Source organism: Priestia sp. Y58, from assembly GCF_029522095.1.
Taxonomy (GTDB): Bacteria; Bacillota; Bacilli; order Bacillales; family Bacillaceae_H; genus Priestia; species Priestia megaterium_E.
Genome location: NZ_JAKWFL010000004.1, coordinates 299,504 through 314,924 on the forward strand (window position 1 = coordinate 299,504; position 15,421 = coordinate 314,924).

Below are 15,421 nucleotides of genomic sequence, written 5' to 3' on the forward strand. Positions count from 1 at the left end.
ATATGATCACACCTTTTTTATCTTTTAAGCGAAAATAGTAGGCAGAAGCATATTCGCAAACAGCATTGTAAGAAGGGCTGCTACGATCATGCCAAGGCTAGAAAAAGTACCTTCAATTTTTCCAAATTCAAAAGCTCTTGCTGTACCTGTCCCATGAGAAGCTACTCCTAAAAGAAGACCTCTTGCTAGAGAAGAGTGCAGTGCGAGGAGCTTAATCAGTTTTGGAGCGACCATACATCCTACTACACCGGTTATAATCACAAACATAATGGTAATATTCGGATCTCCTCCTAGCGTTTGAGATACATTAACGGCAATAGGAATCGTAACCGATCTTGGAATTAAGCTATGAACCAGCGTTGATTGTAAATGAAACACTAATGCTAACAGCATGGAAGATATCATGGCAGCAAACGTACCGAGCCCTACGCTTAAGCTGATTTCAACACGATGTTTTTTCAGTAAATCAAAATACTTGAACATAGGAACAGCAAAAGCAACGGTTGCTGGCCCAAGCATAAAGCTAATAGCACTGGCACCTTGCTTATAATGATCATAAGAGCCATTCGTTACTAATAAGATGCCAATTAAAAGAATGGGGGCTAGTAAAATAGGGGAAACTAGCATAGACTTATATTTTTTATAGAGCACTTTTGTGCCGACATAAACGAGCAGTGTAAGCGGAAGAGCAATCCATGTGAGCAATGTCATTTTAGCGAACCTTCCTTTCTTCTTGAAATATGTTCTGCAATGATTCCCGTTATAGACATCACAATAATCGTACTGATTGTGATAATAATCACAATCTGGATTCCAAAATGCATCAATACATCTCCATAATTGATGAGTCCAACGACGGCTGGTATGAAAAATAGTAATAGTTCTCCCACTAACAGTGTTCCACCTTGTTCAACCCAGCTTAATTTAATTACTTTAAAGTACAGTAAGAAAAACAGTAAGAAAAATCCGATGATACTACCTGGCACTGGGAGGTCAAACCACTGTGAAATACTTTCTCCTATTAAAAACAGAGCCGTTAGTAATAAAATCTGTAAAATCACCATAATCAGTTTCATGATTAGCCTCCTTTATTTATGTTTTTATTCATTCATTCCTAGTTTGTTGAGACAATAATGGAGTCGTCTATGCTGAAAAGACGACTCCATCATGGGAAAAGAGAAACTATTTGGATTTTGCAAATGGGGATACAACTTAAGTAAATGAATGCTACACACTTATCTTACAAAAAAACGACTATAATATGAAATATATAATAACTATGATAACTATTCTTTTTAGTTATAGTTGAAAGAAATCTCTTTACAAATGCATTGGTAACCTTTTCAAAAAAGAGTTTGTGAAATATCAGGTGTAACTATTTAATAAAAGGCAATCAAAAAAAGAAATGGAGACATGCCTAAAACAATTCCATATCAAAACGAACCAATAGGATAAATGATTTAGTATGAATGACTTGTTACACCGCCATGAAAAAATCCGAACGAGTTTGATTTTCTATCAAGAATCAAACTCATTCGGATTTTTAATTAAACTACTTTTGTCTCAGCTTTGTTAAACTGTACTTTTAATATAGTCAATAAAAGCCTGTGTAGCATAAGAGATATAGCGATCTTTTTTAACGATTAAAGCAATTTCCCATGGAATAGCATTCTCGAGATTAATTACTTTCACATGCTCTAAATCAAGCTTTTCACATAGTGAATAAGGGAAAAGAGCAATGCCGAGATTAGCAGCTACCAGCTCTCCAATGAAGTCCCACTGAGAGCTTTTAAAAGCAATATTAGGTGTAAATCCATTTTTTAAACATTCGTTATAGACCATTTCATGCATGGTGAAGTCTTCATGAAAGGAAATAAGCGTTTCGTCTTTTAACTCTTTTAATGAAATCGTAGAATGCTGAGCCAACGGATGAGATTTATGAACAACAAGCTGCAGTGTTTCTCGAGCTAAAGGAGTCGTAAAAAACATGTTTTCATCAACTGGAAGTAAAACTACGCCCACATCCACTTCTCCTTGTTCCACAAATTTTTGCATTCTTTTAGCGCCATATTCCACTAATTGAATATGAATCTCAGGGTATTGCTCTCGAAATGCTTTAATGATAGTAGGAAAAAACAATGTACCAATAATAGGGGGAATGCCTATTTTGATGGTTCCTCTTTTTAAATGCATTAAATCATAGAGGGAATCCGATAAATCTCGGAGAGAAGATAAAATGCTTTCAGCTTGCTCGTACACGATTATTCCTGCATCGGTAAGCTGAACTTGTTTGCCAGCGCGATCAAACAAAGGGGTGCCGAGCTCTTCTTCTAATGATTTAACCATTTTACTGAGAGAAGGTTGAGAAATATGCAGCGCTTCAGAAGCTCTTGTGAAATTTTTATGTTTAGCCACTTCTGTTAAGTAATGCAAATGGCGAACATCCATTTTGTATACCTCCGTGTTCATACATGCTAATTAATAAGATACACACATTCTACCACATTCACAATCAGCTCTATACCTTTCTTTCCTATCAAATAAAATGATCAGTAGAAGAGGTAGTGAATACAAAAGAAATTGCCAACAATATATATTTACACATTGTTTATTTTAGAAGTATAATATATAAATCAGTAGAACGGTTACATATCGATCACAGAATCAATCAATAAGGTGGTTAGAACGGTTGAGTAAAGCAGATGAAATAAGAGATATCGTTTATATTAATGGCCATGTAAATAAAAAATGCTTTATTACATATGGAATTGAATTTAAAGAGTTTTATCATTCCCTTCCTACGCCGCTTGCAAATATATTATTGTTAAAGCACGGTTTTGAAGACAGTGATTACCACTACCAAACCCATATGGACTACGTAGAAGAAGAACAAATTCATCTTTTAGCAGAGGATGATGTTTATAATTATGGTGACTTTTGTTGGATTGATTTTGAGGATATATCTTCGTTGGATTTGTTAGAACCTCAAGATATTGCAGCGCTGCTGTATTTAGGTCATTTAAAAAAACCGCTCAATTCACCATTTAATAATAAACTCGGTAATCAATTTGTTTATTTAGCTCATGATGATGGATTTTATAACAAAATCTATTTTCGAGATGTATATGATATGAAGCATATTTTAAGCCGAATCATTCCGTTAAAAATGTCAGCAATTAAGCAAAAAAGATTTGTATTTAGAAGGAAGAAGTTAGAATATCCAATATTGCCGCTCGTGTTAGCAAATACGCTTCTTACTTTAACGAATGACGGTTTGTTTATTGATTTCGAACATATGGTTCAATCCCGTAAAGATATTAAAATTCCTTTGTATACAATCGGTGATTTTGACGATATGAATGAAATGTATAATGATCGGTTTGAGCACAAAGAGATGAGTAAATTGCAGGCGCATCTTGTTCTCACTCACAAAGAACTAGAGTGGAGCATTGAAGAAGTTCAATAATCTAAAAAGACGTTGAGACATAAAGAAATGAATCCAATCAACTGCTAGAAGGAACGAAACAGATAAAACTATATTCACCATCACAAAAAAACGAACCGTTAATCAAACATGTTGATTAACGGTTCGTTTTTCACTTGGGCTAAAATACCTTTGTCCCAGCCTCTTTTTGAATAGCCGTATAAAATGGATTTTTCCATTCCATTAGTACGGCGTAGTTGTGCGAATCTTCATCTTCAATATAGTTTGCTGCGAGACCAATGGGCGTTCTGCCACAGCGCATTAAAAAGGTCATAACCGGGTCGTAGAGAGTTCCGGCTGATACAAGGTTCATGTATTCAACGGGCGTGTACAAGGAAGACACTGATGCGTATCCAGGGATGCGGCACCCGCCGAGCAGCCTTTCTAACTTGTAATGAATCACGACTTCATATAAAGACTGCAAAAGCAGCTTCCCAAGCCCCATCGATCGATGCGAAGGAGTGACGCATACGTCCACTACATAAAGCGTATTACCAGAAGGATCGTGCGTATGAATATATCCGCTTCCTGTTACTTCATCCCATGTGTGAGCCGCATTTCCTTCCACTGAAACAATCGCGCTTGTGATAGATCCGCATATTGTTCCGTCTATCTCCACGCATAGCGCTCCATCGGGAAAAAGGGAAACATGGTTATTTAACTGATCTTTGCTCCATAATAATTCAGAAGGGAAAGGAGCGGGAAAACTTTCTTCTTGAATCCGAATCAACTCATCGAAGTCGCTTGATGTATATGATCGTAATGTACATGTTACAGGCTTATTTTGATGAAAGACAAAGCATTGCTTTTTATACACTGCTTTTTTGCCTCCTTTAGAAAATAATTTTCAGATAATTAAGTATACCATATGGAAAAAAGAAATTATTTCATATTTATTGAAGAATTTGACGAGAACGTGATAAAGTTAAAAAGATTCGAACTATTAGACGAGGTGAAAGAAATGGATGTTGAATTAAAAGGAAAAACAGCGCTTGTATTTGCGGCCAGCCAAGGGCTTGGCAAAGCGATTGCTGCCAGACTTGCTGAAGAAGGCGCAAACGTTATGATTGCAAGTCGCTCAGAAGAGAAACTAATTCAAGTAGCGGAAGAGATTTCATATCTTGGAAGCGGACAAGTGTTACATAAAACGGCAGATGTCACGAAAACTCAAGACATTCAAGATGTTATTCAATATACAGTAGATACGTTTGGAACCATTGATATTTTAATTAATAATACAGGAGGTCCTAAAGCTGGGAACTTTCTTTCTTTAACAGATGATGATTGGAAGCATGCGTTTGAGTTAAATCTTCTCAGCTATATTCGTATTATTCGTGAGGTAGTGCCCGTTATGAAAAAGAGCGGAGGACGTATCGTCAATATTGCTTCTTCTTCCATTAAAGAGCCAATCGCTGGACTTATTCTGTCAAATACCTTCCGTACAGGAATCGTGGGACTTACCAAAACACTTGCTTCAGAACTAGCAGAGGACGGTATCTTAATTAACACGGTTGCTCCCGGAAGAATCGCAACAGACCGAGTGAAAGAACTAGATACCATTCGTGCTGAAAAAATGGGAGTAGAGGTTTCAGAAATTGAAGAAGAGATGAGAAACCAAATTCCTCTTAAACGCTACGGTCAGCCTGAAGAGTTTGCTAAAGCCGTTGCTTTCTTTGTTTCGGGAGCGAATTCATATATGACAGGCCAGTCGTTTCTAATCGACGGAGGCATGGTAAAATCCATTTAGTTACATAGAAAAACCCTGCAGCTGCAGGGTTTTTTGTTAAATCCAAGTTGTAACTTGATCTAATGGTAAACGATCGCTAGCGTGAGCTTCTTTAGCCGCTTTTCCAACTGAGATAAGCATAACCGGAATGTATCGATCCTCAATTTTAAATTCTTCTACAAATTTTTGAGCGTTAAATCCGCCCATTGAGCAAGTGTCATATCCTTTTGCTTTTGCTGCAAGCATGAATGTCATAGATGCAAGAGAAGCATTTGTAAACGCGGCATCGCGGGCAAAAGCACCGTTTTTATAAGCGCCGTTAATTTGTCCTGACAAAATGTTTTTTACGTCTTCTGTCATGTGACCTGCTTCGACTAGTGGGTTGTACACGTCATCTACATTTTTATTGGCTTCTAAATCACCTAAGACAGCTACTACAGCGCCTGCTTCTGTAATTTGTTTTTGGTTGTAAGCGATTGGAAGTAGACGTTCTTTCGCATCTTGGTCTGTAATAACAACGAAATGCCAGTGCTGTAAGTTCCAAGCTGATGGTGACTTCACTGTTGCTTCTAAAAGTTCCGTTAATTCTTCTTTGCTTAATTTAGCTGAAGAGTCATATTCTCGAATCGATGTACGTTCATTTACCACATCAAAAAAATCTTTTGTCATAATAAAAACCTCCGTTAAAAGTATGTATTTCTTTAGTGAATCGATGCACATTTTATAATGATACACTATTGAAGTCAATTTATATGCTTCTAGTATACCCGCTCTTATGTGCTGTCACTCACAAAAAAATGCATACACTTTTTATCATCGGCTTAACGTGATTGACGAGATGTAAGATAAGCTTCAATTCGATCACAAGCTTCACGCAGTGTATTCATGGAATACGCATACGACAGGCGGACATATCCTTCACCGTGGGAAGAAAAAGCGCTGCCGGGTACTAGTGCAACACCCGCTTCTTTTACTAACTCCAGGGCAAAATCAAATGAATTACTGTGGAAGTTCTGAATAGAAGGGAAGATATAAAAAGCACCGGTCGGCTTTTCTACGTCAAATCCCATATTTACTAGTCGGTCATACACATAATTCAGTCTTTGTTCGTATTCTTTTTTCATATCCACCGCATCGTTTTTACCTGCTGTCAGTGCCTCGAGTGCAGCTGCTTGAGAGACAGAAGAAGCACAGCTCACGTTGTATTGATGAACTTTTAAAATATGTTTGGCTAAATAAGAAGGAGCAAATAAAAGACCAATTCGCCAGCCCGTCATGGAATGAGACTTTGATACTCCGTTAATAACAATTGTTTTCTCTCTCATAGAGGAAATGGAGGCAATGGACTGATGTTTTTTATCAAAAACGAGCTCGCTGTATATTTCATCAGAGAGTACAAAAATATTTTTATCGCTTAAAAGAGCGGCAATTTCTTCTAATTCTTGCTGTGACAACGTCACGCCTGTAGGATTAGACGGATAAGGTAAGATGACGCATCTTGTTTTAGACGTCAAATGTTGTTGGATTAAATCCGCTGTTAGTCGAAATCCTGTTTCGGTTGTATCAATATGTACAGGTTTAGCGCCGTTTAACCGGATAAGCGGTTCGTATCCTGGGTAAACAGGTCCAGGTAAAATAACTTCAGAATCTTCTTCTAAAATGGTGCGAAGAGCAATGTCAATTGCTTGACTAGCTCCAATGGTCACAATCACTTCATCCGCTGGGTTATAGTGCAAGTCATATTTTTCTTTGACAAATTGAGCTGCTGCCTCGCGCAGTTCTATTGTTCCAGCATTGTGGGTATAAGAAGTTTGGTTACCATCAATTGCAGATTTTGCCGCTTCTTTTACATGCTGTGGAGTTAAGAAGTCAGGTTGTCCAATTGTGAGGGATAAAACATCTTGATATTGTGAGACCATATTATAAAATGTACGTATTCCTGATAGTTCAATTTCTTTGACACGTTTATTGATTAAGTGCTCCATGGTTTCAAATCCTTCCGCGTATTTTCAACTCATTTTATCACAATGAAAATAGGTAAAAAACCACTATTTGCGCATTTTGCAAATAGTGGTTTTAAGTTAGGTGTTATATAGCTTATTATAAGCAGTTGTTAGTTCATAAAATTGTTCTTCGTCTCTGTTATCTAACGCATCGTCGATAAGAGATTTCAAATGCTGTTTATTAAAGTTTGTACTCATAGCCGTTAAAATACGATCAGCTTCTTTGGCGTAATAGTGTTGGTAAGGTGTGTACTGAGATGAGTGAGGATAGTGATTCATATTTTTTCGATAAGAACTCATAACATAAACCTCCTTTTTTTAAATAAAACGCAGCTTCTATTACTTGAAATGTACCCTTTCTATATAGTTGTTAACCCTGTTTTTAGCTGCGAATGTGCTAAGGTATGTGTTAGGAAATCAGAGGTTCCTCGCTTCACGTTCAATTCTAGTTTCAAAAAAATAAGCGTATAAAAAGACCTGCATATATATGCAGGTCTTGTATATTAGTCAGTGTGTATTTGGCCTTCACGCCAATAAACGGGGGAAACGTAGCCAAAATCAACTTCATGATCGTCCAATGTTACAACGCAGTGATCAGAGCCTTCTTGTTCTTTAATATCTTGATATACAGCTTCTTCTACGTTTTCAATAATGGTCATTTCATTATCGTCATTAAAAAGAATGACGGAGCCTTTCATATTACGAACACCTTCTTTTAAGATTATTCATTCACTTTGTGTAGTATAAACCGTTTTGGCTGTAGAGTCCACAGCTATCTTCGATTTCTTGTTAAAAATTTGTGAACAGGCTTTTAGGAATGAATAAGAAACCCTCTAAATAGAAGAGTAACCGACTTGTCTATTCTTTCTTGAAGGGCAGTAGAGTCGGGTTGGTTGGTACACCAGTAGAGAAGTGTGCCAAAAAAGTTAAGTATAGCAATAGAAGCCATTTCTTCGGCCGGGATATCGACTATAAGTTCACCTCGGTCTTGTCCTGTTTGAAAAACTTTTGTAAAATGAGCACGCATTTTTTCAATTTGAAGAATTTCAGATTGTTGAAAGGAACTGTTGGTAATAGCAATATGAAACCAGGAACGGATTAGGTGAGGGTTCGCTTCTTCGTTTGATTGTGCTAATAATAAAAACAGTTGTTTAACAATGGCAGCAGTTGATTCTTTTGTTTTAAGGAGCTGTTCTAATTTATAGGAGATACGGTTTGTAAAATTAATTCCAAGGTAGTGAAGAACTTCTTCTTTCGTTTTGAAGTAATTAAAAAATGTTCCCTTTGCTACACCCGCTTCATGGGTAATTTGAGACACAGTCGTTTTTTGATATCCCTGCTGTTGGAATAAAGAGATAGCGGCTTTTTGGATGCGTTTTTTTGTTTCTTCTTTTTGTAATCCTCTGTTCATAAATTACACCTCGTTCGAATAGGAGTAGTCGTTTGACTCAAGTTCATAAGCTAGTATAGAGAAGTAAAGTAGAGTAAGTAAAAAACTGAGCAGAGGATGAGACGAAAGGGATCGACGCTCATGTTTTTATATAGTATATAATATTCTGTCAATTCGTAAAACAATATTTTATGTATATGTTTTAGGGAAAAAGGATAACAAAATAAGAAAATTTTTCTTTACGGATATAAGAGGCGGTCACTATAATGGGAAATATGGACTATTAGATAAGCAGGTGAGATGAGAGGAGTAAGTATATGAATCCAGATAAAGGAATACTGTTAGAAAGTGGTACAAACGAACTGGAAATTGTCGAATTTGAGATAGGAAATGTTTGGTTTGGTATCAATGTAGTAAAAGTTAGAGAGATTATTAATCCCGTATCTATTACACCTGTTCCAAATGCGCATTCTTACATAGAAGGTATTATAGAGCTAAGAGGGGAAGTACTTCCTGTTTTTGACATAGCAAAAGCGTTAAAAATGGAACCTTCAAATACGCCGGAGAAGGATAAGTTAATTGTTACAGAGTTCAATCAGCAAAAAATTGTCTTTCATACCCATGCAGTGACGCAAATTCACCGTATTTCTTGGAAAGAAATTGAGAAGCCTTCAGATTTGTACCAAGGTTTGGAAACGCAGATTACTGGAGTGGTGAAATTAAACGGTCAAATGATTCTGCTGTTAGACTTTGAAAAGTTGATTTCTGACGTAAACCCTGATGCGGGTATTAATCAGTCGAAAATAAAAAAGCTAGGGGCTAGGGAACGCTCTAATAAAAAGATTGTTGTGGCTGAAGACTCGCCGCTGCTGCGCCGAATGATTGAAGATACTCTTGCACAAGCAGGTTATGAGAACACGGAATTTTTTGAGAACGGCGAGGAAGCATGGAACTATCTAAGCTCGGTGATCGATGAAGGAGTGGAAATCAGTGATCAAGTCCAGCTGCTTATTACAGATATAGAAATGCCGCAAATGGATGGGCATCATTTAACTAAAAAAGTAAAAGAAAATCCTCAGCTTTCTATACTTCCAGTCATTATCTTCTCTTCTCTTATCACAGAAGATTTACGTCACAAGGGAAAAATGGTAGGAGCGGAAGGACAAGTAAGTAAGCCGGAAATCGGAGAGCTTGTTGAGTTGATCGATCTCTATATTTTGTAGGATGACAAAAAAGTGCCTGAAAGCAGATTGCTCCACTTCAGGCACTTTTTTAAAAATAACTTTTACCCAGCGGTTTAAACACAGGTGCTTGCCGTTTTCTTGGAGTCGAAACAGGGCTTTTGGCCGGCTGTACGAGATGACCCGTATATTTAGATAATAAGCGCTTCGCATAAGATAATGACATAGTCGTTTTGGGATTTCGATACTGATGGTTTAAATGGCCGAGGTGTGATAACTCTTTGAAGTCTTCTTTCTTTGGAGGCATATGGAAAAAGTAGTCTCCAACTGATACAAGTACATCTGATTTTTGTTGACTTTTACCAGGGTTTGGCGAAAAGTGAAGTCCTTCTTTTTTGGCTTTTCCTTCTAAAATTAGTTGATCTAATGCAATTTTCTTTAACGTATATAACTGCTTAGGATCAGGAGCAGCTTTTGCGTGACGATTTACAGTGAAAATAGCTTGTGCAATCTCAGATACAGACGGGGTCAAAGAGCCTTGTCCATTTGCTTGAGACATACGTTCACTCCCTTTCTATCATATCAGCTGTTCAACCTATAAGGTGAAAGCTGATACGTTCATTATAGCGTGTCTTGTCCCATTTGAAAATAATTACACGAAGAAGTATTTTGGTAATTAATGAAATTTCCTATGTATAGGGTTTGTTTTGTTACGCTTCCTTATACAAGTAAAGTGGAACAGCACGTCATACTTTCTATTTTAAAAAAAGTGCTGCTCGCACAGTTAAGCCATCATTGATTAGTAAATCCCGAACTACTGAGCCATTCGTCGAGAAGGTCGAATATACACACCAGTCCCATTTGGCACAATTTGAGCTAGCTCATTTACTTGGGCATTATACATGCGAATGCATCCTTTGGATACGGCTTTTCCAATAGAACTTGGATCATTTGTTCCGTGAATGCCATATGACTTTTTAGACAAGCTTAGCCACATTGTGCCAAAAGGCCCCCCGGGGTTTGGCTCCCGGTTAACGATAACAAAGTCTCCAGTAGGGGTTGCGCTCAGCATTTTTCCTGCTGCAATGGGATAGACTTTTTGTATGATATTATTTTTTCGTAATTCAAGCTGTTTTTCAGCAATAAACACGTGAATCGTGTAAGGAATGAGTTCTTTATCAGGGAGGTTTGGAATGATGATTACTTGCCCAGGCTTCAGCGTGCTATGGCTTACAAAAGGATTAGCCATCCACAGGTCTTCAACCGGAATCCGGTAGTCACCTGAAACGCTTTGCCAGGTTTCACCGCGCTTTACTATATATCTCATTAGCTTCGCTCCTTTGATATATGACTATGTTGTAACAGTATACGATTAAAAAAAGTAAAAGTGACCTTTGTGAGCATAAAGTTATTTTGAAAAAGGTGTTGAAATTACATTGACTTATAAGCATGGACTGATTGATATAGGTTCAAATACGATACGCCTTGTTATTTATGAATACAAAAAAGGCAGAGGGTTTAAGCAAATTGAAAACGTGAAAGTAGCTGCACGGCTTCGAAATTATTTAAGTAAAGAAGGAGTGTTAACGGCTAAAGGAATATATACCTTGCTTGATACGCTTAAAACGTTTGGAGTTATTACCAAGCATCAGCAGCTGCCGCATGTTACCTGTGTGGCCACAGCTACCATCCGTCAAGCGGCTAATGCAAAAGAAGTTCTAGCGCTTGTAAAAAAAGAAACGGACTTTTCTATTCAACTATTGTCTGAATATGAAGAAGCGTACTACGGCTTTGTTGCCGTTATTCATTCCACTTCGGTCGAAGAAGCCATTACAATTGACATTGGCGGGGGAAGTACGGAAGTTACGTATTTTCGCAATCGAGAGTTAGTGCAGTACCACAGCTTTCCATTCGGTGCCTTATCTCTGCGTCTGCAGTTCGTTAAAGGCAATATTCCCACTGCAGAAGAAAAAATGAAAATCCGAGATTTTGTGATCCGGCATTTCCATACCGTCCCGTGGCTTTTAAATCGCCAAGTTCCGATTGTAGCAATTGGAGGAAGCGCAAGAAGTATGGTGCAAGTGCATCAAGGTTTTATCCACTATCCTCTCGCCGGTCTGCATCAATATGAAATGAATTTAGCTGATATATTGCATGTGAAATCTGCTATAGGCTCATTGTCTTATCACAATCTTCAAAAGCTAGACCGCTTGTCAAAAGATCGCGTGGATACAATTTTGCCAGCGATTGAAGTATTTCAATCATTATATGAAACAGTGAACGCGACTCGCTTCATCTTAAGCCGCAAAGGCTTAAGAGAAGGGGTGTTATTTAAGGAAGCGTCTGATGCTAATATCCAGCCAATGTACCCCGATGTCATACAGCAAAGTTTTCAAGAAATAATGGAAGAGTTTGAAGTAAGTAAAGATTACGTCAAACAGCTTACGCGCACAGCTAGTATGATGTTTCAGCATCTTAAGGAGCAGGGACCGGTTGATTTAAAAGAGGATGACTTAGCGCTTCTTATAAAAGCTGCGCAAGTGTATGATATAGGAAAGTATATTGATGCGGAATCAAGCAGCCAGCATACGTTTTATGTGCTTGCTAATCGTACAATTGATGGTATTTCACATAGAGAACGTTTAAAGCTGGCGCTTGTTTCTTCATATAAAGGGAAGTCTTCTTTTAGGCAATATGTTGCTCCTTTTAAAAAGTGGTTAACAAAAGAAGAACAAAAAAAAGTCCAGCTGCTCGGTGCGGTTTTAAAAATAGCTGACGGTTTACATGCAACAAAGCGAAATGTTGTTCAACATATTGACATGAAAAGCGATGAAAACACAGTTACGATTAAACTATTATGTACAAAAACCTTTCGTCCTGAACAATATCAGGCTGAAAAACAGAAAAAGCATCTAGAAAAAGTAGTGAAAAAAAATATTGTTCTTGAATTTACTAAGCTTTAGAATAACGCTGGATCGGTTAGAATATTCAGTATAGCTAACTAGATTAAATCCATTATCCTGGAAGGTGAGGCTAATGTTAGAAAGTAATCGCACTTATAAGCAAACCATACAAGTAGCTGATTCAGCTTATTACAATAATCGTGAATTGAGCTGGCTGGCTTTTAATAAGAGGGTGCTGGAAGAAGCAGTAGATACGAAAAACCCTTTGCTTGAGCGGTTTAAATTTCTAGGAATTTTCAGTTCAAATCTGGATGAGTTTTTTATGATTCGGGTAGCCGGATTAAAAGATCAAGTGAAAGCTGGATTTAGCAAACCTGAAAACAAAGCAGGCTTAACTCCTAAACAGCAGCTATTTTCTATCTCCAAACAAAACCACGATCTAGTCAAGCAGCAGTATGATACCTATATTCACACACTTCTTCCCGAATTACAGAAATACGGTGTGGAAATCATTACGGTTGAAAAGCTGGAGAAATCAAATCTAGATAAGCTTGAACAGTATTTTGACGAGCAAATCTTTCCCGTATTAACTCCTATAGCTATTGATGCCTACCGCCCGTTTCCCATGTTGATGAATAAAAGCTTGAACTTAGCAGTCGTCCTTTCAGAAAATTTAAATGATGAGCAGCAAATTGCCGAGATAAAAGGAAGGTTAGCTATCGTTCAAGTACCTTCAATGCTAACGCGCTACATTGAAATAGCCACGTCAGATTCTACCCGTCTATTTGTATTGCTAGAGGATGTGATTGCCTATTTTATTAAAAAGTTGTTTAAGGGATATCGGGTTTCTTCCGTTTCTCAATTTCGAATTACCCGCAACGCAGATATGACTATTCACGAAGAAGACGCTCAAGATTTACTAAAAGAAATTGAAGAAGAGTTACAGAAGCGAAAATGGGGAGCGGCTGTTCGACTTGAGATTAAGAGGCCATATGATCAGGGTGTACTAGCGTATTTAAAGTCAGTACTTGAAATTGACGATGAAGATGTGTATGAGATTGAAGGACAGCTGGATTTAACCAGTTTATTTTCGTTTTATAGATTACTTAAATCTACGCATGAAGAGTTGGCTGAAAAAGCTTTTATTCCCAAGCTTACAACAGAGTTACATCCAGATCAAAATGTTTTCGACCAAATGATGCAAAGAGATATTTTGCTTCACCATCCTTATGAATCGTTTAAGCCGGTACTTGATTTTGTTAACTGTGCAGCAGACGATGAAAATGTGCTCGCTATTAAGCAAACGTTATACAGGGTAAGCGGAGATTCTCCCGTTATTAAAGCATTAAAACGAGCAGCTGCAAAAGGTAAGCAAGTGACGGTACTAGTTGAACTAAAAGCGAGGTTTGATGAAGAGAATAATGTGCAATGGGCTAAAGAGCTAGAGCGGGCAGGGTGCCACGTGATATATGGAATGCCTCATTTAAAAACGCATGGTAAAATTACGCTCGTGGTGAGAAGAGAAGGAGAGCATATTAAGCGATTTGTTCATCTTGGCACCGGGAATTACAACGATGCGACGGCGAAGATCTATACAGATATAAGTCTTTTTACTGTCAACAGAAACATCGGGATAGATGCGGCCAATTTTTTTAATTACTTAAGTGGCTATACGCAAAAACCAGTATATCATCATTTATCCGTTTCACCATTTGATATAAGAAATGATTTTTTGCATCTCATTGATCAGGAAATCCATTATCACAGACGGTATGGCAATGGAAGAATCATTGGGAAAATGAACTCATTGACGGATAAAATTTTAATTATGAAGCTATATGAAGCTTCTATAGCTGGTGTGACAATCGAACTCATTGTTAGAGGAGCGTGCTGCTTGCGCCCTCAAATTCAAGGCGTTAGCGAAAATATAAGAGTAAGAAGCATTGTCGGACGATTTTTAGAGCATAGCCGAATCTATTATTTTCATCATAATAAACAGGAAAAGTGTTTCTTTTCATCTGCAGATATGATGACAAGAAACATGGTGAAACGAGTAGAAATTTTATTTCCTATCTTGGATACACGTTTGAAAAAAAAAGTGTGGAAGTGGCTTCAAGTTATGCTTGCTGATAATGTAAAAGCACGAGAACAAGACCAACAAGGGAATTATCATTACGTCATAAAAAAAGAACATGAGCTCTCTATTAATAGTCAAGAGATCTTTTGTCAATATGCTCTTTGCAACAATCAAGAATAACATAAAAAAAGCCGAATACTCGGCTTTTTAGTCATGTTATTATCTAGGAATGGGACCAACAGGACCGTATCCAGGTCCGTAGTATGTGTTATAAACAGGAGCACCGCCTCCATAGCCGGCACCAGGGTAGCCTCCTCCAGGAAATCCTCCTCCAGGAAATCCACCGCCGTAAAAAGGAACTGGATAAGGATAAGGTGGTGGACAGCACCCAGGTCTGCCTCCAAAACCGCCAACAGCTAGTCCGCCAAGCAGCCCACCAGCTAAGCCAGCAACAAAAGGAAATCCAAAAAAGCGCTCGTCACCATTTGGAATATTACGATATCCTGTATAGGGATATTGATAGTACATAATTTAACCTCCTTGTCAGTTGTCTTTGTAGTGTATGGCTGAACGGAAACTTTTGAGCCTGGTTTATTTCTTTAAGACTAGAATTAGGCGGTCATGATCAGCTAAAAAAAGACAATCAACATAAAAACG

17 protein-coding genes are annotated in these 15,421 nt (G+C 37.8%); 5 read left to right on the forward strand and 12 right to left on the reverse strand.

Going from position 1 to position 15,421, the window contains the following annotated elements; genetic code table 11:
• Positions 1-24: 24 nt before the first annotated feature.
• From MMB68_RS14785 to MMB68_RS14795, 3 genes are all read right to left on the reverse strand, one after another.
• Complete coding sequence (locus MMB68_RS14785; RefSeq protein WP_013056013.1) at positions 25-711, reverse strand: LrgB family protein; 687 nt, start codon at positions 709-711, stop codon at positions 25-27.
• On the reverse strand, positions 708-1,076 hold the full coding sequence (locus MMB68_RS14790) for a CidA/LrgA family holin-like protein (protein WP_013082263.1): 369 nt from the start codon (positions 1,074-1,076) through the stop codon (positions 708-710). The genes MMB68_RS14785 and MMB68_RS14790 overlap by 4 nt, the downstream gene beginning before the upstream one ends.
• A gap of 496 nt (positions 1,077-1,572) precedes the next feature.
• A complete protein-coding gene (locus tag MMB68_RS14795) occupies positions 1,573-2,448 on the reverse strand; it encodes a LysR family transcriptional regulator (RefSeq protein WP_013056015.1) in 876 nt (291 codons plus the stop codon).
• A gap of 241 nt (positions 2,449-2,689) precedes the next feature.
• On the opposite strand from MMB68_RS14795, the gene MMB68_RS14800 reads away from it, so the two are divergent.
• Entirely contained in the window at positions 2,690-3,466 is a 777-nt protein-coding gene (locus tag MMB68_RS14800; RefSeq protein WP_033578396.1) for a hypothetical protein, read from the forward strand.
• Between the two features lie 139 nt (positions 3,467-3,605).
• Here the strand turns inward: MMB68_RS14800 and MMB68_RS14805 are convergent, their stop codons facing one another.
• The gene (locus MMB68_RS14805) at positions 3,606-4,301 is read right to left on the reverse strand and encodes a GNAT family N-acetyltransferase (RefSeq protein WP_221785670.1); all 696 of its coding nucleotides are present in this window, start codon (positions 4,299-4,301) and stop codon (positions 3,606-3,608) included.
• 144 nt (positions 4,302-4,445) lie between these two features.
• On the opposite strand from MMB68_RS14805, the gene MMB68_RS14810 reads away from it, so the two are divergent.
• Positions 4,446-5,231 (forward strand): SDR family oxidoreductase, encoded by a 786-nt coding sequence (locus tag MMB68_RS14810; RefSeq protein WP_221785669.1) that lies wholly within the window; start codon positions 4,446-4,448, stop codon positions 5,229-5,231.
• Positions 5,232-5,267: 36 nt separating this feature from the next.
• On the opposite strand, the gene MMB68_RS14815 is transcribed toward MMB68_RS14810, so the two are convergent.
• From MMB68_RS14815 to MMB68_RS14835, 5 genes are all read right to left on the reverse strand, one after another.
• Positions 5,268-5,879 (reverse strand): nitroreductase family protein, encoded by a 612-nt coding sequence (locus MMB68_RS14815; protein ID WP_014461024.1) that lies wholly within the window; start codon positions 5,877-5,879, stop codon positions 5,268-5,270.
• Between the two features lie 152 nt (positions 5,880-6,031).
• A complete protein-coding gene (locus MMB68_RS14820) occupies positions 6,032-7,195 on the reverse strand; it encodes an aminotransferase A (RefSeq protein ID WP_016763417.1) in 1,164 nt (387 codons plus the stop codon).
• A gap of 96 nt (positions 7,196-7,291) precedes the next feature.
• Complete coding sequence (locus tag MMB68_RS14825) at positions 7,292-7,513, reverse strand: IDEAL domain-containing protein (protein ID WP_028414125.1); 222 nt, start codon at positions 7,511-7,513, stop codon at positions 7,292-7,294.
• Between the two features lie 203 nt (positions 7,514-7,716).
• Positions 7,717-7,911: a hypothetical protein gene (locus MMB68_RS14830; protein WP_013056022.1), complete on the reverse strand. Its 195-nt coding sequence runs from the start codon at positions 7,909-7,911 to the stop codon at positions 7,717-7,719.
• A gap of 113 nt (positions 7,912-8,024) precedes the next feature.
• Positions 8,025-8,624 carry a TetR/AcrR family transcriptional regulator gene (locus MMB68_RS14835; RefSeq protein ID WP_277448360.1) on the reverse strand — a complete coding sequence of 200 codons (600 nt, stop codon included), beginning with the start codon at positions 8,622-8,624 and terminating at the stop codon, positions 8,025-8,027.
• 296 nt (positions 8,625-8,920) lie between these two features.
• On the opposite strand from MMB68_RS14835, the gene MMB68_RS14840 reads away from it, so the two are divergent.
• Positions 8,921-9,826 (forward strand): chemotaxis protein, encoded by a 906-nt coding sequence (locus tag MMB68_RS14840; RefSeq protein ID WP_221785666.1) that lies wholly within the window; start codon positions 8,921-8,923, stop codon positions 9,824-9,826.
• A gap of 49 nt (positions 9,827-9,875) precedes the next feature.
• On the opposite strand, the gene MMB68_RS14845 is transcribed toward MMB68_RS14840, so the two are convergent.
• The gene (locus tag MMB68_RS14845; protein ID WP_013056025.1) at positions 9,876-10,343 is read right to left on the reverse strand and encodes a YkyB family protein; all 468 of its coding nucleotides are present in this window, start codon (positions 10,341-10,343) and stop codon (positions 9,876-9,878) included.
• A 255-nt stretch (positions 10,344-10,598) separates the two neighbouring features.
• Positions 10,599-11,111 (reverse strand): L,D-transpeptidase family protein, encoded by a 513-nt coding sequence (locus tag MMB68_RS14850; protein ID WP_221785665.1) that lies wholly within the window; start codon positions 11,109-11,111, stop codon positions 10,599-10,601.
• 109 nt (positions 11,112-11,220) lie between these two features.
• Here MMB68_RS14850 and MMB68_RS14855 point away from each other — a divergent pair, with 109 nt between their 5' ends.
• Both MMB68_RS14855 and MMB68_RS14860 read left to right on the forward strand, forming a co-directional pair.
• Positions 11,221-12,747: a Ppx/GppA family phosphatase gene (locus tag MMB68_RS14855; RefSeq protein ID WP_221812804.1), complete on the forward strand. Its 1,527-nt coding sequence runs from the start codon at positions 11,221-11,223 to the stop codon at positions 12,745-12,747.
• A gap of 73 nt (positions 12,748-12,820) precedes the next feature.
• Positions 12,821-14,944 (forward strand): RNA degradosome polyphosphate kinase, encoded by a 2,124-nt coding sequence (locus tag MMB68_RS14860; RefSeq protein WP_221812803.1) that lies wholly within the window; start codon positions 12,821-12,823, stop codon positions 14,942-14,944.
• A gap of 39 nt (positions 14,945-14,983) precedes the next feature.
• Here the strand turns inward: MMB68_RS14860 and MMB68_RS27535 are convergent, their stop codons facing one another.
• Entirely contained in the window at positions 14,984-15,292 is a 309-nt protein-coding gene (locus MMB68_RS27535; protein ID WP_075420657.1) for a hypothetical protein, read from the reverse strand.
• Positions 15,293-15,421: the final 129 nt, after the last annotated feature.